The 22,771-nt window shown below is 61.8% G+C and carries 21 protein-coding genes, 1 tRNA gene and 1 pseudogene; 11 read left to right on the top strand and 12 right to left on the bottom strand.

Annotated features, from left to right (window positions below):
• The first annotated feature begins 19 nt into the window (after positions 1-19).
• The 3 genes from EHS19_RS06835 to EHS19_RS06845 all read left to right on the top strand — a co-directional run bounded on the left by EHS19_RS06835 (position 20) and on the right by EHS19_RS06845 (position 6,631).
• A complete protein-coding gene (locus EHS19_RS06835; RefSeq protein ID WP_151917049.1) occupies positions 20-4,276 on the top strand; it encodes an ATP-dependent DNA helicase in 4,257 nt (1,418 codons plus the stop codon).
• A 139-nt stretch (positions 4,277-4,415) separates the two neighbouring features.
• Positions 4,416-5,231, top strand: coding sequence for a GNAT family N-acetyltransferase (locus tag EHS19_RS06840; protein ID WP_151917030.1), 816 nt, complete (start codon positions 4,416-4,418; stop codon positions 5,229-5,231).
• Positions 5,228-6,631, top strand: coding sequence for an MFS transporter (locus EHS19_RS06845; protein WP_151917031.1), 1,404 nt, complete (start codon positions 5,228-5,230; stop codon positions 6,629-6,631). The genes EHS19_RS06840 and EHS19_RS06845 overlap by 4 nt, the downstream gene beginning before the upstream one ends.
• Positions 6,632-7,253: 622 nt before the next feature.
• On the opposite strand, the gene EHS19_RS06850 is transcribed toward EHS19_RS06845, so the two are convergent.
• Positions 7,254-7,327: transfer RNA gene (locus EHS19_RS06850), tRNA-Arg, on the bottom strand.
• Between the two features lie 295 nt (positions 7,328-7,622).
• Here EHS19_RS06850 and EHS19_RS06855 point away from each other — a divergent pair.
• Together EHS19_RS06855 and EHS19_RS06860 are read left to right on the top strand one after the other, a co-directional pair.
• The gene (locus EHS19_RS06855; RefSeq protein WP_151917032.1) at positions 7,623-8,939 is read left to right on the top strand and encodes an AAA family ATPase; all 1,317 of its coding nucleotides are present in this window, start codon (positions 7,623-7,625) and stop codon (positions 8,937-8,939) included.
• Complete coding sequence (locus EHS19_RS06860) at positions 8,936-9,586, top strand: RloB family protein (protein ID WP_151917033.1); 651 nt, start codon at positions 8,936-8,938, stop codon at positions 9,584-9,586. The genes EHS19_RS06855 and EHS19_RS06860 overlap by 4 nt, the downstream gene beginning before the upstream one ends.
• Positions 9,587-9,632: 46 nt before the next feature.
• Here the strand turns inward: EHS19_RS06860 and EHS19_RS11385 are convergent, their stop codons facing one another.
• Positions 9,633-12,002 carry a 1-deoxy-D-xylulose-5-phosphate synthase gene (locus EHS19_RS11385; protein WP_241677132.1) on the bottom strand — a complete coding sequence of 790 codons (2,370 nt, stop codon included), beginning with the start codon at positions 12,000-12,002 and terminating at the stop codon, positions 9,633-9,635.
• Between the two features lie 292 nt (positions 12,003-12,294).
• Here EHS19_RS11385 and EHS19_RS06875 point away from each other — a divergent pair, with 292 nt between their 5' ends.
• The 5 genes from EHS19_RS06875 to EHS19_RS10950 all read left to right on the top strand — a co-directional run bounded on the left by EHS19_RS06875 (position 12,295) and on the right by EHS19_RS10950 (position 17,470).
• Complete coding sequence (locus tag EHS19_RS06875) at positions 12,295-13,299, top strand: zinc-binding dehydrogenase (protein WP_151917051.1); 1,005 nt, start codon at positions 12,295-12,297, stop codon at positions 13,297-13,299.
• A gap of 154 nt (positions 13,300-13,453) precedes the next feature.
• Complete coding sequence (gene purE, locus EHS19_RS06880; protein ID WP_151917034.1) at positions 13,454-13,951, top strand: 5-(carboxyamino)imidazole ribonucleotide mutase; 498 nt, start codon at positions 13,454-13,456, stop codon at positions 13,949-13,951.
• Positions 13,935-15,104 carry a 5-(carboxyamino)imidazole ribonucleotide synthase gene (gene purK / locus EHS19_RS06885; protein WP_151917035.1) on the top strand — a complete coding sequence of 390 codons (1,170 nt, stop codon included), beginning with the start codon at positions 13,935-13,937 and terminating at the stop codon, positions 15,102-15,104. The genes purE and purK overlap by 17 nt, the downstream gene beginning before the upstream one ends.
• A 262-nt stretch (positions 15,105-15,366) precedes the next feature.
• Positions 15,367-15,771, top strand: a complete 405-nt coding sequence (locus EHS19_RS06890) for a Fur family transcriptional regulator (protein WP_151917036.1) — start codon at positions 15,367-15,369, stop codon at positions 15,769-15,771.
• A gap of 715 nt (positions 15,772-16,486) precedes the next feature.
• Positions 16,487-17,470 carry a MerR family transcriptional regulator gene (locus EHS19_RS10950; protein ID WP_194162101.1) on the top strand — a complete coding sequence of 328 codons (984 nt, stop codon included), beginning with the start codon at positions 16,487-16,489 and terminating at the stop codon, positions 17,468-17,470.
• A 66-nt stretch (positions 17,471-17,536) separates the two neighbouring features.
• On the opposite strand, the gene EHS19_RS06905 is transcribed toward EHS19_RS10950, so the two are convergent.
• The 10 genes from EHS19_RS06905 to rpmB form a co-directional block, all read right to left on the bottom strand.
• Positions 17,537-18,238 (bottom strand): DUF4143 domain-containing protein, encoded by a 702-nt coding sequence (locus EHS19_RS06905; RefSeq protein ID WP_151917037.1) that lies wholly within the window; start codon positions 18,236-18,238, stop codon positions 17,537-17,539.
• 9 nt (positions 18,239-18,247) lie between these two features.
• Positions 18,248-18,595, bottom strand: coding sequence for a lectin-C (locus EHS19_RS06910; RefSeq protein ID WP_151917038.1), 348 nt, complete (start codon positions 18,593-18,595; stop codon positions 18,248-18,250).
• Between the two features lie 89 nt (positions 18,596-18,684).
• Complete coding sequence (locus tag EHS19_RS06915) at positions 18,685-19,134, bottom strand: Fur family transcriptional regulator (protein ID WP_151917039.1); 450 nt, start codon at positions 19,132-19,134, stop codon at positions 18,685-18,687.
• Positions 19,135-19,214: 80 nt separating this feature from the next.
• Positions 19,215-20,834, bottom strand: a complete 1,620-nt coding sequence (locus EHS19_RS06920) for a metal ABC transporter substrate-binding protein (protein ID WP_175578358.1) — start codon at positions 20,832-20,834, stop codon at positions 19,215-19,217.
• A gap of 58 nt (positions 20,835-20,892) precedes the next feature.
• The gene (rpmF, locus tag EHS19_RS06925; protein WP_151917053.1) at positions 20,893-21,060 is read right to left on the bottom strand and encodes a 50S ribosomal protein L32; all 168 of its coding nucleotides are present in this window, start codon (positions 21,058-21,060) and stop codon (positions 20,893-20,895) included.
• Entirely contained in the window at positions 21,060-21,182 is a 123-nt protein-coding gene (ykgO, locus tag EHS19_RS06930) for a type B 50S ribosomal protein L36 (protein WP_150354018.1), read from the bottom strand. The genes rpmF and ykgO overlap by 1 nt, the downstream gene beginning before the upstream one ends.
• 41 nt (positions 21,183-21,223) lie before the next feature.
• Positions 21,224-21,481 (bottom strand): type B 50S ribosomal protein L31, encoded by a 258-nt coding sequence (locus EHS19_RS06935; RefSeq protein ID WP_151917041.1) that lies wholly within the window; start codon positions 21,479-21,481, stop codon positions 21,224-21,226.
• Between the two features lie 97 nt (positions 21,482-21,578).
• Positions 21,579-21,884, bottom strand: a complete 306-nt coding sequence (gene rpsN, locus EHS19_RS06940; RefSeq protein WP_151917042.1) for a 30S ribosomal protein S14 — start codon at positions 21,882-21,884, stop codon at positions 21,579-21,581.
• Between the two features lie 15 nt (positions 21,885-21,899).
• A complete protein-coding gene (gene rpmG / locus EHS19_RS06945) occupies positions 21,900-22,070 on the bottom strand; it encodes a 50S ribosomal protein L33 (RefSeq protein WP_151917043.1) in 171 nt (56 codons plus the stop codon).
• Between the two features lie 57 nt (positions 22,071-22,127).
• A complete protein-coding gene (gene rpmB, locus EHS19_RS06950) occupies positions 22,128-22,367 on the bottom strand; it encodes a 50S ribosomal protein L28 (RefSeq protein WP_151917044.1) in 240 nt (79 codons plus the stop codon).
• Between the two features lie 52 nt (positions 22,368-22,419).
• Between rpmB and EHS19_RS06955 the strand changes: the two are divergent.
• A pseudogene (locus EHS19_RS06955) lies at positions 22,420-22,771 on the top strand (hypothetical protein); the annotation flags it as partial.

Consider the following 22,771-nt stretch of genomic DNA (forward strand, 5'->3'; position numbering starts at 1 on the left):
CACGATCAAGGCGGGCGACATGCACAAGCCGACATTCACCGACAGTCCCGAGCAGGCGGCGGTCATCGCAGCGCCAAGCGATGCGGACGTGCTTGTGGTGGCCGGTGCGGGAAGCGGCAAAACCTACACGATGACCCGCAGAATCGTCACGCTCATCGAGCAGGGCGTGCCTGCGGAGCGCATTGTGGGACTCACCTTCACCCGCAAGGCGGCTGCGGAGCTGCTGTCGCGCGTTTCGGCCGCGGTGAACGCGAATCCGATTGCCGACGATGCGGATGCCGCGCGCTCCCGTCGCGCGTTCCTCAAGCCCGAGATCTCCACGTATGATGCGTTCTTCCAGTCGATCGTGCGCCGGTACGGTCTGCTGGTCGGCTTCGATCAGAACACCCAGCCGCTCAGCGAGGCGGGCGCGATCCAGCTTGCCGTCGAGGTTGTGGACCGTCATGCCGAGGATGTGCTCGGCGCGGATCTCGGAGCGTTCAACACCGTCGTGGAGCACGTGCGCGACCTGTCCTCCGCGATCGGCAGCGCGATGATCGGCGGTGGCGTGACCGACATGGAGGAGGCCATCGCGCGCATCAGGCGGTGGGATGCCGCGTTCATCGAACGACTCGATGTCGCGCTGCGCGATGAGATCGTGCCGATCACGGAGCCGAATCCCGGCAAGCCCAAGAAGCGGACCAAGAAGGACACCGATGAGTCGTATGCGCGCAAACGTGAGGACTACCGAGCCAAGTGGCACAGCCTGTGCGTCTGGAAGTGCGACGTGCTGCGCTCCGCCACACGCAAGCGCGAGGTGCTGCTCGATCTGGTCGAGGACTATGTGCGCACCAAGCGTCGGCAGAACATGGCGGAATTCAGCGACTTCACCATCGCCGCCAACCAGCTGGTGACGCGGTTCCCCTCAATCGCGGCCGGATACCGACGCCGATACACGCATGTGCTGCTGGACGAGTATCAGGATACGTCGACCACGCAGTCCATGCTGATCGCCGCGCTGTTCCACCCCGGCTCGGCGGTGAACGCGGTGGGCGACCCGTTCCAGTCGATCTACGCGTGGCGTGGCGCCAGCCCCGGCGCGTTCCGCATGTTCATCAGGGACTTCGGCATGGCCGCGGACACCAAGCCGTTCCCGCTGAGCGTGACCCGCCGCAATTCGCGCATCGTGCTTGAGGCGGCCAATGGGCTGACCAAGCCGCTGCGCGTGACGCAGCGTCGCGCCTCCAGCTCGCTGATGCGCGAGGTCGGCGTATCCGAACTGACCGCGCTGCCCGATGCCGATGAGGGCACGCTTGGCGTGCTTGACTTCGACACGTTCGGCCAGGAGATCGATGCCGTGGCGCGGTTCGCGAGGCACGCCATCGCCCGCTATGCGTCCGGCGACGGCACCGACGCGCATCCGCATGTGGCGGTACTGTTCCGCGGCGGCAAGGAACGCATGACGGAATTCGAACAGGGGCTCAACAGGTACGGGCTGACGACGATGATCGTCGGCTACTCGGAGCTGCTCAAACGGCCCGAGGTGCGCGATCTGCTTGCGCTGCTGCACGTCGCCGCCGATCGCACCGACTCGGGGGAGCTGATGCGGCTGCTGGCGACGCCCCGATTCGCCTTCGGCCGGCAGACGCTGTCGGCGCTGTCCAAGCTTGCTGATCGGCTGGACACCGCGCATCGCTACCGTGTGCTGGTCGAGGCGGGGCTGGTCGAGCCGGATGCCGCCGATTCCTCGGATAGCGGCGATTCGTTCGATTCGTCCGCTTCGTCCGATTCGCCGCAGTCGGCAGATTCGTCGGATGGCGGCGCATGGTCGGACGAGTGGATTCGCCGGCGGGAACGCATCGTCAGACAGTACCGTGACCGGATACCGCACGCGGTGTTCCTCGCCGACCTTCTGGTGCGCGACGATCTGGCGGAACTGCTGGCGAAGACAGACGCCATGCGTGGCGACGACGAGACCATTGCGCGACTGGTGCACGCAGGCCGCATGCTCAGGCAGGTGCGGTCGGTGATGAACAATCCTCTCGACGAGGTGATCGAGACAGCCGTCGAGGCGCTTGGACTTGACATCGACCTGGTCGTGGCCCAGTCGATCGCCTATCCGTCGCGTGCGATCAACCCCACCCGGGCGCGATCCTCGATCGACCGGTTCAAGGCGATGACGGTGACCTATGTGCAGGAGATCGCCGAAGGGCGCAAACCCACGCTTTCCGGGTTCATGGCATGGATCGACTCCCTGAAGGATGTCAACGACAAGAACGTCGAGGTGCCCGATACGCCGGTGGACGTGGTGCTGATGACCGTCCACCAGGCCAAGGGATTGGAATGGGATGCGGTCGCCGTCGTCAACATGAAGAAGGGCGGATTCCCCAGCACGCAGGGCGGATTGTCGATCACGGACGATGAGCGGCATCCCGGCGGTCTCGAACACGGCACGTGGACGCCGCCCGAATACCATGTCTCCACCAAGACGTGGCTGGACGATCCGTCTGCCGTGCCCGCTCCGGTGCGTGTGGATGCCGGCATCCTGCCGCGGTTCCCGCATGACGCCGACGTGTCGGGCGGCGTGGAGGGAGCCATTGCCGCTCTGGACGGGCTGGACGACGTCGAGGCCATCGACGATGAGATATACGGCGATCTGCGTCGTGATGACATCGGCGACGATGTGGATGCCGTCGACCCGGACGACTGGTATCTGACGCAGGGCGAGGAGTACGGTCGCCGTCTGCTTGCCGACGAGCGTCGCATCGCCTACGTGGCGCTGACCAGAGCGCGTCATGACCTGCTGATCACCTCCAGCCACTCCTCCGACAACACGCTCGTCGCATCCGATGCGACGGGCGCCGATCGCCAATCGGACAAGAGGAACCAGCCGTCCGTGTTTTGGCAGGAGGTGTACAACATGCTCGCCAAGCATCCCGGGCTGATCGATGCGTCGGCTGACGCGGCTGACAAGGCAGACTCTGCTGACTCTGCTGACTCGGCTGTCGATATGGCTGATGTGACTGCTGATGCGACCGCCGACGGCACCGTCGATAGCGCCGGCGGCGACACCGACGACGGGAATGCCGTGTCGCTGTCCGCGATCGGCGCCGCCCGCCCCACGGGATTCTTCGTGGGCGAGAACGCAGCCGACTATCTGCATACGGTGGTGGACGAGGCATGGAACGCGCCAATCGATCTGTCGCAGGAGGATACCGAGATCAGCTGGCCGGTATCGCCATCCGAGGAACTGCTCGACAGGCTGCGCGTCACCGGGCTTCGCGCGCAAGCGCCGCATGCGTGTTCTCCGGTCGCCTCCGACGACGACTCATTGCTGGTACGCGCGCGCATGCTCGTCTCGGACCCTGATCTCATGCCTCGCTCAGCCGAGGACGATGCGCGCATCGACGCGCAGGTGCATGCACAGGCCGCGCGCCTGCTGGCGAGCGGGCGGCAGAACGTCACCGCATTGCAGATGCGCGCGTCGGAACGCTCCGAGCGGGAATCCAGACTGCTGTGGCGGGGCATGATCCGTCCGATTCCGCGCGTCGTCTCGCCGGCCGCCGAAACGGGAACGCTGTTTCATGCGTGGGCGGAACGCTTCATGAACGCCTATGGCGACGATGTGATGACCGACGGCATGGCGGCACTGGATGCCACGGACGGTCTGATGACGTCACTGGCGTTTGGCACGGACGCAGCGGGCGAATCGCGCGAATCGATGATCGCTGATCTGGACCGGCGTGAACAGGAGTCCGATCGGCTCGACGCCAAACAGCGGCTACTGATGCAGTGGGAGCGCCGACTCGTCGGTTCGCGGTGGGCGCGTCGCCGACCCGCGTGGGCGGAACGGCAGATCGTCGTGTCGATGCCGCAGTTGTTCGCCAGGCATGCGGCGACGTCGGCCGATGCCGGCGGCGATGCCGCCAACGGTGCCGCCGGCGGTGCGACCGACAACGCGATTGACGAAGCGATCATCAACGGCAAGCTGGATGCGGTCTTCCACGGCGGATTGGACGAATCCGATCCGACGAAACGCTATGTGATCGTCGATTGGAAAACCGGTCGCCGACCCGCCAGGCCGGATGACGTGGAGCGCAAGCTGGTGCAGCTCGACTGGTATCGACTGCTGCTGTCGGCCATGGAGCGTGTCCCGCTGGACAGCATCGACGCCACCCTCTACTATCTGAGTGAGCCCGATGAGGGCCGGCGCGAGATTCATGCCCGCGCGAAAACGGAACAGGAGATCCTTGCCGAGTTGAGCTCCGGCATCCCTGAACAATCCGACGACGACTGACGGAACGCGGCGAAAGGGGTCGCGGCCGGACCGCAAGGAAACGCATTGCGGCAGCGTGGCGGATGGGAGCCGCGACCCTTGGACGAGATGTGTGGGCGGGCACACATCGAGGACGCAACGACAGTTAAGGAGCGATGTCATGGCTGCGATGCGCGCAACCAGCACAACCAAAGCCGCAGTCGGCGGCGAAACGACCGGGCGTACCGTCACGTACCGGCCGATCAGATGGACCGATCTCGACGCCATCACCGACGAATTCGAACGAACCTGGGGGCATTGCAGCTCGGCTGCGGGCACGGCGGCATCCGTCGTCGTCTCCAGACATTTCGTATTGCATTATCTGGAACCGGCGACAGGCGGCATCATCGCCGAGATCGACGGTCGGCCGGCCGGTACGCTCATCTATCGGGTACCCGGCGCGCCCCGCCTGTTCGCGCAGGCGCAGGAGCTGCTTGCGCAGACCGACGCGCGGCTGGAGGGCGATCCGATCGGTGCGCGCTCGTTGCATGAGACGCTGCGATGGCATCGTGTGGAGACCGACATGGAATCCGCAAACGGCATCGATGTCGCGCAGTGGGCGGAGATCGAACTGTTTCTCGTCGCCGCATCCGCGCGCGGCCACGGCATCGGCGGCGGGATGTGGCGTCGCGCGATGGATGCGCTCGCCTCGGCCGGAGTGGAGCGGTTCTTCCTGCATACCGACTCCAGCTGCGATGTCGGATTCTATGATCATCAGGGACTTGACCGCGTGGCAGAGCGCTTCGCCGCCGATCATCGCGCGGATGGCGGCGCGGCCGGCGGCGGTGCGGCCGGCGGCGGGCTGGATGATCTGTTCATCTATGCCGGCGTGCCCGGTGCCGCGGCGCGGCCGGGCACACGGGTGGGTGCGGCCCACATCGTTGCGTCGTCTGCTGCGGTTGGCGAAACGGCCGGCATGGCGGAGGTGACTCGATGAACGTCGCCGCATCGGTCGAACGCGCGAACAAAACGCGTTCGCCATACGCCCGCCTGTTCGCCATACCGGGCACCAAGGCGTTCTGCATATCCGGAGCGGTGGCTCGACTGCCGATCTCGATGATGGCGCTCGGCATCGTGCTCGCGCTCAACCATCTGTACGACAACTGGACGGTGGCCGGTTCGATGAGCGCCGCCTACATTCTGGCGGTCGCCGCGGTCACGCCGCTCTATGCGCGGCTGTTCGACCGGCTCGGCCAGCGCCGCGTGGGACGAGTGGCGCTTGGTGTGCAGGTGGTCGCCATGCTCGCGTTCGCATTTGCCGCGCTGAGCCGCGTGCCGATCCCGTTGCTGTTCGCATTGGCGATCGTGATGGGCTTTACCCAGTTCTCGTTCGGCGCGCTGGTACGTACCCGGTGGGCATACGCGCTTCGTTCGCATGCCGGCGACGATCCGCGACTGCTCAACACCGCGTATGCGCTGGAGGCGGCGATCGATGAGATCGTGTTCATCGTCGGTCCGATTCTCGCCGCGTTTCTCGCCACCTCGGTGCATCCCGTCTCGCAGCTGTTCGTGCCGACGCTGGCGTGCGGCATCGGGGGAGCGGTGTTCTTCTCGCTGCGGTCCTCGGCGCCGGTGGTCGAGCGGGTCGAGGTCGATGCCGGTGGCGCTGCCGTATCGGATTCGGGTTCCGCCGTGTCGGATTCGGGTGCGAACGGCGGGCGAGCGGATTCGTTCTCGCTGCTGGGCGGTGTCCGCGGCGGCGCTCGCGGCGGCTCGCGGCGCGCGTCGCGCAGCGTATTGCTTATGCCCGGCATTGCGCCGATTCTCGTCGTGTTCATCGTGTTCAACATGAGTTTCACGGCATTTGACGTGTCGACCACGGCCACGATGAAGGCCGCCGGCGTGGAGCAATGGCTGGGACTCCAGTTGGCGATGTTCGCGGTCGGCTCATGCGTCGGTGCGATGATCTTCGGCTCGCGTGAACTGAAGGGCTCGCATTGGCGGCATATGGTGGTGTTTTTGACGCTGCTGGCGATCGGATTCGCACTGTTTCGTCTGGCGATGGACAATTTCCTGCTGCTGGGCGCATTGGAGATCGTCGCCGGCCTGTGCGTCTCGCCGCTGTTCGCCACCGGCAGTCTGATCGTCAAATCGCTGGTTCCTGCGCGCTCGCTGACCGAAGGGCTGTCGTGGCTGACCACTGCCGGGTCGATCGGCACGTCGTTCGGCTCCACGTTCGCCGGGGCGGTGCTTGACGCGGCGGGACCGCATGCGAGCATGATGATTCCCTGGATCGCGGTCGCCTGCGCGGTGCCGCTCGCGGTGCTCGGATGGGCGCTGTCTCGATCGAGAGGCACGGGCGGCGGTCGTGATGGCGGTCGTGATGGCCGGTCGTGATTCGGATGAACGGTAATCCGGGGCGGCCAATCTGTCACGCGACGCAATTATCGACGATTTCGTCGTCGCGTGACAGACCGATTTGTCACGCGACGGCGTTTTGCCCGCTTTTCGCGCCGCGTGACACGCGAGTCTAATCCAGTCTCATCAAGAAACATTGGAATTCCGCCGTTTTGTGGTATGTGGCATGATGGCGGATTATCGCAGACTGTCGCAGTTGTGTCACGCGGCGACAAAAACATCGATTTTAACGCCGCGTGACAGACCGAAGGCGACTCGTAGACGCTCTACGCGGCAATCGGCAGCGATCCACACAGCGATCCACACGATATCCGAGGGCAATCCGCGTATTGACTGCACTGTAACTCGCCTCTCCCACGGAGTGGGATTGAGGGGGGTTGTGAATTCGTCAACGACTCATTGACTAAGGATATCGGTTGTCGTGCAATAACCCCGCCAAGTTTTTTCTGTGAGGCGTGTCGAGTGCCAAGGATGCTGAATGGCTTTGCATCTCCCGTGCATCCTTAGCCCTGTCGATTTTGGTTGTTTTGAGATGAAAACAAGCGGAAAACGCCCATATAAAAAACCCTGAAATCGGCATGATTCCAAGGGTTTTCACTAGTGACCCCGGCCGGATTCGAACCGGCGACACGGCGATTAGAAGTCACATGCTCTATCCAGCTGAGCTACGGGGCCAAACGAGGAGAAATCATACCAGCACGGCTGGGCACATGGGTCTGGGGCGTGTCTTTCCCCTTGGTGTTGCGCACCGTTCCAAAACATGAGGTCCTTCGGTTCCGGTGGCGTCCCGTTAGTTGGATGTCGAAGTTGGATGTCGAACAGCGGACGGAGGTCCGATGGGAAGCCGGCCAAGATATCAGCAGGTGCTTCATATTTTTATTCAATTAAAGAGGCTTTTTTGCAAAAAACCGCAATATTGTGATTTTCTATGATATATTTACTCATTAATAGTGGAGGAAGGGAGCCTGACATGCTTATTGACTTCAGCTTCTCGAACTACAGAAGTTTCCGTGATGAGCAGAGTTTTTCCATGACTCGTGACAAGCGCTTTTCCGAAGGGGTGTTCGCGAATCAATCCACTATTGCGGCAGTGTATGGCCCGAATGCGTCAGGGAAATCGAATTGTCTCAAAGCGTTGTGGGCGATGGCGATTATGGTGCGAACAAGCTACAGTCAGGGTGGCGCCAGAACGAACATACCGCGTGATTCCTTCCTATTGTCAGACGGGGGGAAACCTGAGGACTCGTCGTTCTTCGCGGAGTTCATCGCGGAGGACAGTCAGCGCTACCGGTATTGGTTCTGCTTCAATGATGAAGTCATCCTGCATGAGGAACTGTCCTTGTACAAGCTCATCGGCGATAGAACGTCCTCGCATCCTACGCGTTTGTTCTCGAGGGATAAGGGCGGCATCAACTTTGGCAATGCGTTTCGCGGTCCGAGGTCTCAGATCAGGAAGACGATCGAGCTGAGGCCGAACGCGTTGGTGCTGTCGGCGGCGGCTGCCGCGGGCATCGCCTGCACGCAGTCCGCGTTCGATTTCTTCATGAAGGGAATCGCGTATTGCGACGCACAGGGATATCGTGACGAGCAGCCGCACATTCTGGGGGAGTTCAATCGTAAGACGTCGTTCGCCAAGGAATTGGCTCTTCTGATTCGTTACGCGGATTTTGGAATCGTGGATGTCCGTAGCGCTCCGGTGAGCATCGACAAGACGGTGATGAATGATTTGAAGACCCAGATCGGGGAACGGCTTGGGGCCGACCCTGACAAGTTGGATCGATTGCTTGCTTTCGGTCAAGCATCCGAGCTGCAGTTTGAACATGCCGGTGCCGAAACGACCGTCGCGTTCGATGAGCGTAACGAGTCTCAGGGAACCATTGCGGCTTTGTCGTTCTTCTCACTGGCATTGCGCCAACTCGCCCGTCCCACGGTCACGCTGATTGACGAGATCGACACCAGTCTTCACCCGTCGTTGGTGGAGGAATTCATCGCGTTGTTCACCGACCCCGCGACCAATCCGCATGGTTCGCAGTTGGTGTTCACCACGCATGACGCATCTTTGATCAACGTATCAGGTTCGGCTGGTCGCCTTATCGATCCCGATCAGGTGTGGTTGGTGGAGAAGAACAAGGATGGGGCGTCCGAGCTGTATCCGGTGACTGATTTGAAGGTGCGCAAGGAGGAGAATGTCGGCCGGAACTATCTCAACGGCGTGTATGGCGCCGTTCCAAAGCCGGAGTTTCATTCCGTGTTCGCCAGAATCATCGGGGAAGGTGGTGCAGAATGAGCCGGGTGAAAAGCAAGTACGCCGTTCCGCGGCATGGGCGAAATGCGCGCCGTAGGACGCGCGCAAGGGCGAAGCGTTACCTCGTCGTCTGTGGAGGGCAGGCCACGGAGCCGGAGTATTTCGAGCACTATAGTTCGTCTATGGATTCGGGAGTCATAAGGGTGATCTCCAAGACCATGGCACCGTCTCAGCTTGCGAATTATGCGGTGAAATGCAAACGCGACGATGAGCGCAATAACGATTCGGCTGACTGCTATGCCGCGGTTTTCGTTGTCGTGGATGTGGATGATTATCACGATCATCGCCAAGCGCAGCGTATCTGCAAAGACAACGGGATTCGACTCGTCGTTTCCAACCCCTGCTTCGAAGTGTGGCTGATCGATCATGTGCGGCGATGTCCGATTTCATACACCGATACTGCGGCGGTGGAACGCTATGCAGGTGAGCTTGGGGTGGTTGCCGGCAAACGTAACAAATACATCAACTTCGAAGCCATTGATGGGCATACGCGGGACGCCGTGCGGAATGCGAAAGACCATAATTCGCAAGAGGACAAGGCGGTGGCAAGAAACCAGCTTGAGCCCAATCGGGAATCGGATTACGCACCGTGGACGGATATGCCGGGGGTGATTGAAACGCTTGGCTGACTGCTGCGCTTTGAGGCCGGCCGTGTTGTTCCGCCGCGCCCCCTCGTCACGGGCGCAGTCGCGTGCGGATTGCTGACACGATGTCGCCGACCGTCAATCCATACCGCACGTTGAGATCGTGCAGCGAGATGCGGTCGGTGAACTCCTTGCGCGCGCCGAAGTTCAGCACCTGCATCCGTTCGCGCTCGCCGTCGCATCCGTTGGTGGAGCCGATGCCGGGATGGTTGGCGTAGTAGGCGGTGATCTTCTCGCCCCATCCGCCCTCCAGCTGGCCGTCCTCCAGCGTGACCACAAGCCGATGGTCGGCGCGCAGCGATTCCAGGGTCGCGACGTCCAGCGTGGAGCATTGCCGCGGATCGATGACCGTCGCGTCGATTGTCGCTGCTGCGGCGGCTGAATCGCGGATTTCCGCATTGCCGCAGGTTGCATTGCCGCAGGCTGCGTTGCCGTTGCCTGTGTTGCCGTCGGTTACGTTGCCGTCGGTTACGTTGCAGCCGGTTGCCATGCCGCCAATCGCGTTGCGGTCGGTTGCGTCGCCGCCGGGCGCGTTGCCGGCGCCGGCGCGCAGCAGCTCCCGCGCGACCTGCTCGGCCAGTGGATGGGTGTTGCCGAGCGCGATGATCGCCACGCCGCAGCCGCGATGATTCACCCGATACGCCAGCATGTCGCGTTCGTGCGTATCGCGTATTGCGTCGCGTTCTCCCGAATCACCGCCTGTGTTGCCGCCCTCAGACCTGTCGCGCCCGGCGGCAGCGAATACCGACGTCTTGCCCGTCAGACGCAGCGCCGATGCGACGCTTGCCGGATCATGCCCGCATGCGCGCTCCCGATCAAGGATCTGCTGGCCGGGCACACGAATCACGACGGGGCCGTCCGGCGAACCGCCGACGTGCCGTGGCATCGTCGCCCATGCCAGATCATCGAGATAATCCCGCGTCGACGTGGGCACCAGCATGGTGATGCCGGGGATGTTCGCGAACATCGCCACGTCATAGGCGCCGGAATGGGTGTTGTCGGAACCGGAGAGCCCACCGAGGAAGTCGAGGATGGTCACACGTGAGCGATTGAGGCTCATCTCCTGGAAGAACTGGTCGTAGGCGCGCTGGAAGAACGATGCCGTGGTCGCCACCACCGGTGTGCCACCCGCCTTGGCTATGCCGCAGGCGAACGTCACCGCATGGGACTCGGTGATGCCGGTGTCCACATAGTGCGCTCCGGCACGTTCCCGGAAAGCATGGGTGATGCCGTTCGAACCCGGTGTGGCGGGGGAGATGACCACCAATCCCGGCTCGGTGGCGAAGCGCGGCTCCAATGCGGCCATCGCCAGTTTGCCGAACGCCTTGCGCGGATCATCAGGTCGGTTTAACGCGCTGTCCGGAGTCTGCCAGTGCGATGCCTCGCACTGCCCTTCGTGCGGTTCCGCGTCGGGCAGATCGCAATGGTCGGAATGCCACGGCTCGTCGTGGGATACGTTGCCGGTCGGCTGGATGCCGGTTGCGCTGGCTGCTGCGGCTGCATCGGCAGTGCCGTTCGTGCCACGGTTGGCGATCGCGTTGTGGCTGGCGATCGCGCTGTGGTTGGCGATCGCGCTGTGACCGATGTTCGCGCCGCCGTCGAATCCGGCTCCTTTGAGCGTATGGATATGCACGACGACCGGATGATCGATGTCTTTGACCTCGGTGAACGCCTCGATGAGCGCGTCCACGTCATTGCCATGCTCGACATAGCGATAGTCGAGTCCGAACGCGTTGAACAGGTTCGGCTGCGCGGTGCCGTTCGATGCGCGCAGCCTGGCCAGCGTACGGTACATGCCGCCGAAATCGCCGGCGATCGACATCTCGTTGTCGTTGACGATGATGATGAGATTGCCGCCCTGCTCCGCCGCGTTGTTCAACCCTTCGAAGGCGATGCCGCTGCTGAGCGAGCCGTCGCCGATCACGGCGATCACGTTGCCGATGCCCGCTCCGGTCGAATTCGCGGTCGTTTCGCCGGCCGCGCGCGCCATGTCCCGCGTCTTCGCCAATCCGCAGGCGAGCGAGATGGATGTGCCGGTGTGCCCGAGCACGAACTGGTCGTGTTCGCTTTCCTCGGGGTTCGTGAATCCGGTCACTTCGTGGAATCTGGACGGATCGCGGTATGCGGCGGATCGTCCGGTGAGCATCTTGTGGACATAGCTCTGATGCGACACGTCGAAGACGATGCGGTCGCGCGGCGAGTCGAATACGCGATGCAATGCCACCGTGGCCTCCACCATGCCGAGGTTCGAGCCGATGTGTCCGCCATGCGCGTGCCCGTAGGTGAGCAGCGTTTCCCGTATGTTGCGGCACAGTTCGTGCAGGTCGTCTCGGGAAAGTCGTTTGACGTCGGACGGTGAATGAATCGCTCCGAGAATACCGTTCGCCATGTCGTCCGCCATGCCTGTCTCCGTCCTTTCCCTGGATGCAGGTTCGCAATGGGTGCCCGCGTCTCGCCCGTTCCCGCCGGTTGCCGTATCATCAATCCGAAACGGCCATCATAGTCGTTATGCGCGCGCTGCCGGTGGCGTAGCGGCCGATGCGCTCAACTTCTCCGTATATGTCCATACAATTGCCCATATATCGCCCATGCCATGAGTCAGTCGTGAATCAGCCGCGAGTCAGCCATGTGGCGACCGTGAATCAGCCGCGAGCCGACCGACGATGCCGCAGCGCCCAATGAAGGAGCCGATGATGAAAGCCGTATACGCCACAGGAACCGATGCACAGCATCCGTTGGACATGCTTGCCGTGGGCGAGCGGCCGGAACCGACGCCGAGCGCAGGCTGGTCGCGCATCGCGGTGAGCGCCGCCACGGTCAATCACCATGATCTATGGAGTCTGAAGGGCGTCGGATTGTCCGCCGATCAGACGCCGATGATTCTCGGCACCGATGCGGCGGGCACGCTGGTCGAGGACCTTCCCGGGCGGACCGGGCTGAAGGCCGGCGACGAGGTGGTGCTCTACACCGTCGTCGGCTCGCTGGACGGACGATCCGGGGTCGGTGTCGAGCCGGGGGAGCGGCGGTCGATTCTTTCCGAGCGGTATCAGGGCACGATGGCCGAATACGTGCAGGTGCCGGATGCGAACGTCTTCGCCAAGCCGGTGAATCTGGACTTCGCCGAGGCGGCCGCGCTCGGCACCAGCTGGCTTACCGCGTATTCGCTGGTGTTTGCGGCATCCGACGTGCGCCCGGGCGACACGGTTCTCGTGCAGGGCGCGGGCGGCGGCGTGTCGAGCGCCGCGATCCAATTGGCGCATGCGGCCGGTCTGGAGGTGTTCGTCACGTCGCGCAGCGCTTCGCGGCGTGAGCGTGCGTTGGCGTTGGGCGCGGATGCTGCGTTCGAGACGGGTGCCAGACTGCCTCGCAGGGTCGATGCGGTGATCGAATCGGTCGGTGCCGCAACGTGGGGGCATTCGGTGCGATCGGTGCGCCCCGGCGGCACGATCGCGATCTGCGGGGCCACGTCCGGCGATCAGCCGGGAGCCGAGCTGACGCGCGTGTTTTTCCAGGATATCCGCGTGCAGGGCGTCACGATGGGCACGCGCGAGGATTTCGCCCGGCTGCTGCGCTTCGTCGAGCATGCCGATCTGCATCCGGTGATCGATTCCGTTGTTCCTCTTGACGATGCGAGGTCGGCGTTCGCTCGGGTGCACTCCGGCGAGGCGTTCGGCAAGGTCGCGTTGACGGTGCGTTGATGAATCGTTGATGATGCGTTGATGATGCGCTGATGGCGGATCAACTTGGATTGACGGCGGATTGATGATGATCTGGCGGCGTGCTGTAGCCGGGATTGCGTACAGTGGTGTCGGTATCCGCATTACCGTTCGTATCCATGTTCGGAGGTTCGTTATGGCAGACAGCAGGCCACAAGTGGCGGTCATCATGGGTTCGGCAAGCGATTGGGAGACGATGAAGCACGCGTGCGACATCCTCGACCAGTTCGCCGTGCCCTATCACAAGCAGGTCATTTCCGCGCACCGCACTCCTGAGCTGATGGGCGACTTCGCGCATGCCGCCCGCGCCAACGGTTTCAAGGTCATCATCGCCGGTGCCGGCGGCGCCGCGCATCTGCCCGGCATGGTCGCCGCGCAGACCACGCTGCCGGTCATCGGCGTGCCGGTGCGCTCCCATGCGCTGTCCGGCTGGGATTCGCTGCTGTCGATCGTGCAGATGCCCGGCGGCATTCCGGTCGCCACCACGGCGGTCGGCAACTCGGGTGCGACCAACGCCGGCCTGCTCGCGGTGCAGATCCTCTCCACCAATGACGAGCGGCTTGCCAACGCGCTGCAGGATTATCGTGACGGACTGAAGGAAAAGGTGGCCGAATCCAATGCCCAGCTTGTCTGAGGAAACGCACGGCGCGGTCAAGATGCTCCAGCCGGGGGCGACGATCGGTATCATCGGCGGCGGCCAGCTCGGGCGCATGATGGCTCTGTCGGCCAAATACATGGGATTCCGCATCGGCGTGCTCGACCCGACGCCGGACTGCCCGACAGCGCAGGTGGCCGATTTCCAGATCGTCGGCGAGTACGATGACAAGACCGCCATCCATGATCTGGCGGAAAAATCCGACGTACTCACCTACGAGTTCGAGAACGTCGATGCCGATTCCATCGACGAGGTGCGCCACCTGGTCGCAGCCCCGCAGGGCACCGACCTGCTGCGCGTCACCCAGGACCGCATCCATGAGAAGACGTTCATCAACCAGCATGGCATCGAAACCGCGCCGTGGCGCGAGGTCAACGACTTCGACGAGCTCGAGGCAGCCATCGACGAGCTGCACTACCCGTGCGTGCTCAAGACCCGCTCCGGCGGCTACGACGGCCATGGCCAGCACGTGCTCAAAAACGATATGGATTTGGAGAAGATCCGCGCCCGCGGCGATCGCGGCGGCGGCTTCCCGCCGAGCATTCTCGAAGGGTTCGTCGACTTCGCGTTCGAGGCGTCGATCCTCGTCTCCGGCAACGGCAAGGATTACGTCACATTCCCGATCGTGCGCAACGACCACCGCAACAACATCCTGCACATGACGATCGCCCCCGCCGAAGTCTCGCCCGAGATCGCGCGCACCGCGCACGAGATGGCGCTGGCGCTCGCGAAGGGCTTCGAGCTCGCCGGCACGCTCGCCATCGAGCTGTTCGTCACCCGCGACAATCGCGTCATCGTCAACGAGCTCGCGCCTCGTCCGCACAACTCCGGCCACTACACCATCGAGGCGTGCTCGATCGACCAGTTTGACGCGCATATCCGCGGCATCGCCGGATGGCCGCTCATCCAGCCGAAGCTCCTGAGTCCCGCCGTCATGGTCAACGTGCTCGGTCAGCATGTCGCGCCCACGCGCGCGCTCATCGCCGAACATCCGGAATGGAACGTGCACGACTACGGCAAGGCGCAGGTGCGCCACAATCGCAAGATGGGTCACATCACCGTGCTCACCGACGACACCGCCCGCACGGTCGCCGAGCTGGAGGCCACCGGTTGCTGGGATGACCTCAAATAGACCTCACATAGATCTCGAGTGGTCTGGACGATGCGGCAATTCGCTGAGAACAATCCGCTGGAGTCTGTTCGAGGCCGCCTCGCGGAGGCGCTGGGAACTGCCGTTGCATGAGGAGGGCGGTCGAATCGGTTGTGATATCGACCGGCCTCCTTGCATAGTTCCGCAGACGTTATTATCATTAGTTGATTGTTATTGATAATAACGTCGGTTGGTGCGCATACGAGAGGCATACGACATTGCCGGCGGGGCAGGGGATGTGAGCATGACCGCGGATTCACCGGCAAGACACACCAGACAGAAGGACGCCGTGCTGCGGCAGCTGCGCGAATGCGACGATTTCGTCTCCGCGCAGGATCTGCATCGCAGACTCGACGATGAGGGCGTGAAGATCGGCTTGGCGACCGTCTATAGGCAGCTCAATGCGCTCGCCGACTCCGGCGCGGCCGACACGATTCGTCTCGACGGCCAGCAGCTGTTCCGCCTGTGCGGCGACGACGGGCATCATCACCATCTGGTGTGCCGCGAGTGCGGCAAGACCGTCGAGATCGACCCTCCGAGCGAGGCGTGGCTTCGCAGGATCGCCACCAGCCACGGCTTCACCGTCGAAAGCCATACGCTCGAGGTCTTCGGTCTGTGCCCCGACTGTCAGAAAGAAACCGCGCGCTGATCGACGCTGACCGGTGATGCAGCACCGGTGATGCAGCAGTCCACATGGCGCAATCACAAGAACTGCGATCTGACGAATTATGTTGACTGGGACTTCTCAGTGAACTGTTTTCGGGAATGTAGCCCATTACTCCCGAATAATGTTCACTGGAGACCGCCCCAACAGGCCCTCACCGTGCCTTTCGCACCTATCGTGTGCATGCAACGTATGCCGCATGGACTGTCGTGCGGGCATTGTGTGCATCCCACGTATGCCGTCGGAAGCATCGTGTGCATGGAACGTATGTGTAGAGCCGTAAAACGTGCGCTTCGTGAACGTTCTATGCACACGATCGCGTAGATGTACGCCCCATGCACACGATCAGGAGCGCCTTACGTACGTGTCATGCACACGATCGACGGCACGACACGGTCAAGGTGGTCCGTCGTGCCCCCGATATGTACGCTCCATGCACACGATGATTGTTGATGGAGCAGACGGGCCCACAACGAGCAGTGGGCGCCATTTGACACCGGCCCTTACCGGCGTATACCGGCTCACGCATGGGCATGTACGTTCGCATGCCCATGCCCATGCCCATGCCCATGTACATGCTCGTGTGATGCGTGGTGACGCGACTTGCGGCTGACGTTACGTAAAGGGCCATACTGTTTGCAGCGACGCAGACCGTGCGTCGTGGACAGGAACGGATGATTGCTTGCAAAGGAGATGGATCATGAGCGAGCACGACAATACGGCGAACAATGGGACCTACATCGATGCCGATACCGATATGCTCGATGTGGAGGGTGACCTGCTGGATGTGAATCAGCTATGGCCGATAAATCAGGCTGCTCTGGTCAGCGGCGTGACGACGCGTACGTTACGTTATTACGACGAGACAAGTTTAGTCAAGCCAACCGAGACTTCCATCGGCGGCGAACGATGGTATGACTGGCCGACCTTGATCCGGCTCCAGTTCGTGATCCTGTTGCGCGATGCCGGACTGTCTATTGCGGATATCGCCGCGATAGTACAGCCGGGGGCACACGACATCCGACAGGCAATCGATGCCAAGACGGAGGATATGCACCGTCAAATCGCAGCAATGCAACACAAGCTGCAAGTGCTGCACAACCTGTCTGACCTGTGCGACGATAACGGCGATATTCCGCAGATGCGCCAGACCGCATCCAATCCGGCACTGGCTCGATATGGAATCGTTGCGGCACAGCGATGGGACAAGCTATCCGACGAGCAACGCAAACAAGTCGAACGAGCGCGGGACGATGCCGAACGCCATGCACATGAAACGATGCTCGCCGACGCCAAGCAATGGGAGCAACTGTTCAATACCGGTGTCTCCCCAGATTCGGTGGAAGCGCAGCAGCTGGCCGAACGCATCATGAACCGGAATATCCAAGCGGCTGCGCGAACGGCACTGCCGGCTGGTCAACCATCCGCCGCAACGGCGAACACTACGATGCCTGATGCCGATTCGCCGTCCCCGGCCATGCCGCTGTCGGCCATACTTGGCGCGATTCGCACCGCGTTGACCGGCGACCCGCGCTTTGCCGACCCCTGTGGTATGGCGCTTTACGACAGCAAGGCCTGCGCAGACTTCGTCAACGAGGCCACCCGCATCCACGCGCAGCATGTCGCCGAACGTTTTGCACATGATGCACGCCCGGACAATGCGATTTGGCTGTCAGATGGTTGACTCCGTTACGTTCCGTGACCATCGGCGGATTGTTTGGGACATCGTGCGGAATCGGACGACGTATCATCATGGCTCTTCGATGATGATGTGTTCGGGCTGTGGCTTTTCGATGAACATCGTCATATACCAAGGCATGTAGGTGATGGCCGGTTCATCGTCGTCGACGGATACATTGTCTGTGCACAGCACGATTGCTTGGTCCAACCCCCATTCCCTGACCGCCAGCAGGTTGTTCAAGGCCGCATGCCTCGTGTAGTCCTTGCCTGATTTCGCTTCGATGGGAATGACCTGTCCGTCTCGTTCGACGAGAAAATCCACTTCGCCAATCCGGGCGCGGTCGTAATAGTAGGGCTCGAGCCCGTGGGCGAGCAGTTCCTGGGCTATCAGATTCTCAAGAAAGCTGCCCCAGTTGATGCCGGCATCGCCGGTGAGCAGCTCGCGGCGCGCGTCCCCCATGCCGAATGCGCTCAGCAGGCCGACATCCGCCATGAACACCTTCATCAGGCTCCGGTGCTCGTTGATCTTCAGAGGGCTGACCGGTTCGGTCACGTTGCGGCAGAGAATGACCACGCCGGCGTCCGCGAGCCACATGAAATCGCTGGCGTAGCGTTCCATGCGTGCGCTTTTGGATAGGTCGGCGAGAACGAACCGCTTGTTCTTCTTGTCGAGCTGAGAGGGGATCGCGTCGAAGATGGAGCGGATGTGCATCTTGGTGGCGGCGTATTTGGCGATGTCCTGACGGTACAGATCGAGAATGCCGCGCTGCACAAATGCGTTTCAGGCGGCGAGCTCGGCTTTGAGCGCCTTGAGATTGGCCAGGATCTCCTCGTGGCACTTCTCGTTGGTGTCGAAGGCGAGGTGACAGAACGCGCACTCGTGGCCTTCGCGGTTCTCGTGGCAGGCGTGTAGGCAGGCCTTGCCCTCGCACTCCTCGTCGGTTCCGTGCGTGCAGTCGTTGTCGTCGCAGCAGTCGCCGGTGAAGCAGCAGCCGCAGCAGCCGCATGCGGCAACGCCGTGCTCGTGCTTGGTGACATCGAACTTGGCGAGGGTGTCTTTGCAGACGGCGAAAGTGCCTTCTTCGGTGACGATTTCGTAGGCGTGCTGATCGATGGTCTTGATGGTCATTGTTTTTCCTTTCAATGCGCTCATGTTTTCGATTGAAAGGGTAAGCCGCGTGTGATGCGTGCGAAAGTTAGTGAAAGTGGTTACCGGTTTCACTGCTCGTCGTTGTGGGCGCCGTTGATGGTCTTCCGCGCGCAGCGTGGACACAGGCCGTAGATTTCCAGCTCATGGGCGACGTTGGTGTAGTGCAGTTTGGCTGCTGCCTGTTCGATCCATTGTTCCAGTCCCGGAATTTCGATTTCTATGGTCTTCCCGCAATTCCGGCACATGATGTGATGGTGGTGACGGTGGTCATCGCAGGCGCGATACAGGGTTTCGCCATTGAGATGAATAACGTCGAGTCTGCCTTGATCGGCCATCATCTGCAGATTCCGGTATGCGGTAGTGGTGCCGATACGCGTGCCGCGGTTGCGCAGAATATCGGTGATCTCCTGGGCGGTGGCGAAGCGTGATAATTCTGATAGCGTCTGCTCGATCAGCATGCGTGGCCTGGTGATGCGGGGATTGGGCGACTGCGCCGTGCGCTCGTCATGGTCAGCCATTGTTCCCTCCCCCCGCTTCTTTAGCTAATGATAATTATTATCACTTGGAGGACAAGTCGGAACGACGCCACGGGCATGGCTCAGTGTGCCATGATTTCGGTGGCGATTTCCTTGCCGCTCATTGAGGCCGGGTAGTAGGTGGGCCAGTTGTCCATCTCCTTCAGGGTCTCCTCCTGTGAGGAGTCACCCATGAAGATGTGGAAGTGTGCGGTCTTGCCCGGCGCGATGCCGTGGTCGGAGAACTGCACGACCCTCGGCGCGCCCTCGGGTACATCACCGGTGGCGGTGAACAGGAAGCGCACACCGCGGTTGCCCTTCGCGTAATCGAGAACCTTGAAACCGTCGTACCTGTAGGTCGCGGTGACGGTCTTGCCGCCACGGGTGAAGCTCATCCGGTCGCCCTTAATGGAGATCTTCTCCACGTCGGTCTTGTAGCCGGTGTCGTAGTACTGCTTGTATTCGGTGGCGGTCATGTCGCCCTTCTTGGCTTTGGCCTCCATCACCGTGTCGAGCGTGCCGTCCTGAAGGTACGGGTACACCGACTGCCATTCGCCCTCATAATCGGCGAGCGTGCGGTCCTTGACGTCCTGAGTGAGGAAGAAGCCGTTCGTGGTGTCGGTCGCCAGTGCCTGCTTGGCGATCAGAGTGAGCCATCCGAGCAGTGTCTTCTGGTTTTCGGGCAGCTGTTCGGTGGCGGAGATGATCGTCTTGTTGGAGGAGACCGCAGCTTCGTTGAGCTTCTTGGCGAAGCCGCCCATTTCCTGCGGGTTGACGACGAGGATGTCCACGTCGTCGCCGGCTACGGTGTCCATCGCGCTCTTCAGATCGGCCGCAGAGGGCTCGGCCTCGCTGTTCATCGCGTTGGTGTAGGTTTCGGGGGTCTTGTCGGTCGCGCCGATGTAATCGAGCAGGTAGCTGATGATCGATTCGGTGGCCACGTAGCTGCGCTTGACTCCGGCGGAGCGGCCCTTGTTGACCAGCGCGACGAAGTCGGCATATTCGCCGTTCCACTCGTTGAAGTGACGCTGTACGGTTGCTGCGGTCTTCGAGTGCTCTCCGGCCTCGGCCACGTAGGCGTTATTGATCGCCTCGGCGGCCTTGAGCACGCCTTCGGGGCTGAACCACACATGGGGGTTCGTGGAGCCGTGGTGGTGGTGATGGCCCTCCTCGCCTTCCTCATGCTCGTGGGAGTGCTCCTCGGTGGCGGTGATGCCCATGAGGTCACCCACATTGACGATACGCTGCTTGTCCGGATTCAGCTGCGCCTTCTCGGCCCATCCGTCGTAGCCGGCACCGTTGAGCACCACGATATCGGCCTTGGCGAGCTTCGCGAGATCGGCTGCAGTGGCCTCGTAATCATGCGGGTCGGCGGAGGTCGAGTTGATCAGCGAGGTGACTTCGGCGCAGGAGCCGCCGAGCTGCTGCGCGAGCGAGCCCCACTGGTTCACCGAGGCGACCACGGTGAACGTCGTATCACAGGAGTCGGCGACGGCCTCGGTTGCCGTGGTGCTGCCGGGCTCACCGCCGGCTATCTGACCTTGTCTTGCGTAGGCGATTCCGCCGACGATTCCGCCGGAGAGCAAAGCGCCGACGCAGAATGCGGCGATGGTGGCGATAACCGGTTTACGACGGTCGCCGATGGATGCGTGAGTGCTGGGATTGGTTTCCGGTGTGGGCTGGCTAGCATTTGGGTTAGTCATGTCTGTACTTTCTACCTTGTTGTCTCCGCCCCGATCGTTCATGTCGGGAGGTTGGCCGCTATGGTTTTATATATCCTTTTCGCACGGCTGCGGCCAGATTCTGGGGAACCTGGACGACTTCGCCTTCCGGCGTGGTGACCGTGGCCAACTGCGGGACTTTCGCCTTCCAGTTGGCTCGGCGTGAATGGGTATGTGACCGTGAGGTCCGGTATTTCGGCAACGCCATCAGCCTTGCCTCGCTTTCCATCTGGGGTTCTTCTTGTTGATGACGTACAAATGCCCGCGTCTGCGCACGACGACTGAGCCGTCCTTGCGCGCCAGCGAGCGGATCGATGCCTTGACTTTCATATAAGCTCCTGTTGGGTTTATTGGATTAGTGGTTGATACGGCTATTGCCGTCCGTACCGCTCGTTGAACTTCTGCACTTGGCCAGCGGTATCGAGCACCACGTTCTTGCCCGTGTAGAAGGGGTGGCTGTAGCGGGATACCTCCACATTCACCAGCGGATAGGTGTTGCCGTCCTCCCATGTGATGGTTGGCAGGCTTTTGGCCTTGGAGGCCAGCGTGGATTTTGTGAGGATGTACTTGTCGGCCGAGCGGTCGTAGAAGACCACAGGCCCGTATTCGGGATGGATGCCTTGTTGCATGTCGTATTCTTTTCGTTGTTGTGTTGCTGGGTTCGAAGTCGACGGATGGAGCCGGCGGCGAAGAATGGAACCGAGCGCTCGCTTGTTCGTATGACGGTCACCAACTGGATTTCGTCACGCCGGGCAGTTCGCCCCGGTGCGCCTTTTCGCGCAGGTTGATGCGTGAGAGGCCGAACTTGCGGTTGAAGGCGCGAGGCCGGCCGTCGATGGAGTCCCGGTTGCGCAGACGGGTCGGACTGGCGTCGCGGGGAAGTGCGTGCAGCTTGCGCATGGCTTCGGTACGTTCTTCGGGGCTCAGGTGCGGATTGATGCTGTCTCGTTTGTATTGCGCTCGCCGTTCGGCGTATTTCGCCACGATGCGCTCGCGTTGCATTTGTCGGTTGATTTTGCTGGTTTTGGCCATGGGATTTCTTCCTGCTCAGCGCGATTCCCGGAAGATGACGCGCCTGCGCACCACTGGGTCGAACTTTGTCAGTTCGAGTCGGTCCGGCGTGTTGCGTCGGTTCTTGCGGGTCGTGTAGGTGAAGCCGGTTCCCGCCGTGGATTTGAGGGTGATGACCGGTCTGATTTCCGATGATTTGCTTGACATGACTGTCTCTTTCGTTGATGTGGTTCTGTGAGTTGCAGCGGATTCCTGTCGCGGGGTTCAGCGTCCGTGTGACGCGCGGCGTTCGATGCGTGCCAGGGCCGCTTCGATACCGATGCGGTCGATGGTCTTCATGCCCTTCGCGCTGACCGTCAATGTGACGTAGCGCCCCTGCGAGGGAACCCAATACCGCTTGGATTGCAGGTTCGGGGCAAATGTTCGTTTGGTTTTCCGATGCGAATGGGAGACGCGATTGCCTGTCGAGGCGCGCGTGCCCAGAATTTGACATTGTTTGGACATGATTGCAGACTATACACCATAATGATAACCATTATCAAAAAGAAAGGTCGTTATGGTTCATCCGGTATTGCAATCATTGGGAAACGCGGAACGCGGCGCCGGTGTGCCGGTGGTGCTGCTCACCGGTGTGGATCGGCTCAATCTTGATGCCGTGGCGTTTTCGCTGGCCGATTCCTGTCCGTCCGTATGTTCGATCGCCTATGACGTGCGTCCGAATGCCGCCATCGAGTCCGGGCTGGACATCATCCGCACGGTCGCGCGTTCCCGTGCCGACGGTCTGATGTTCGGCGAGTCGGAGTCATTCGGCTTGGAGGAGTGCTGCATGAGCTGCACGGTGAAGCATGACGTCGGGCGTGTGCTGAAAACGATATGCTCGGCATCTGCGATGGGTGTCGGGGTGGGGG

Origin of the sequence: Bifidobacterium jacchi, assembly GCF_009078285.1 — a bacterium.
GTDB classification, from domain to species: Bacteria; Actinomycetota; Actinomycetes; order Actinomycetales; family Bifidobacteriaceae; genus Bifidobacterium; species Bifidobacterium jacchi.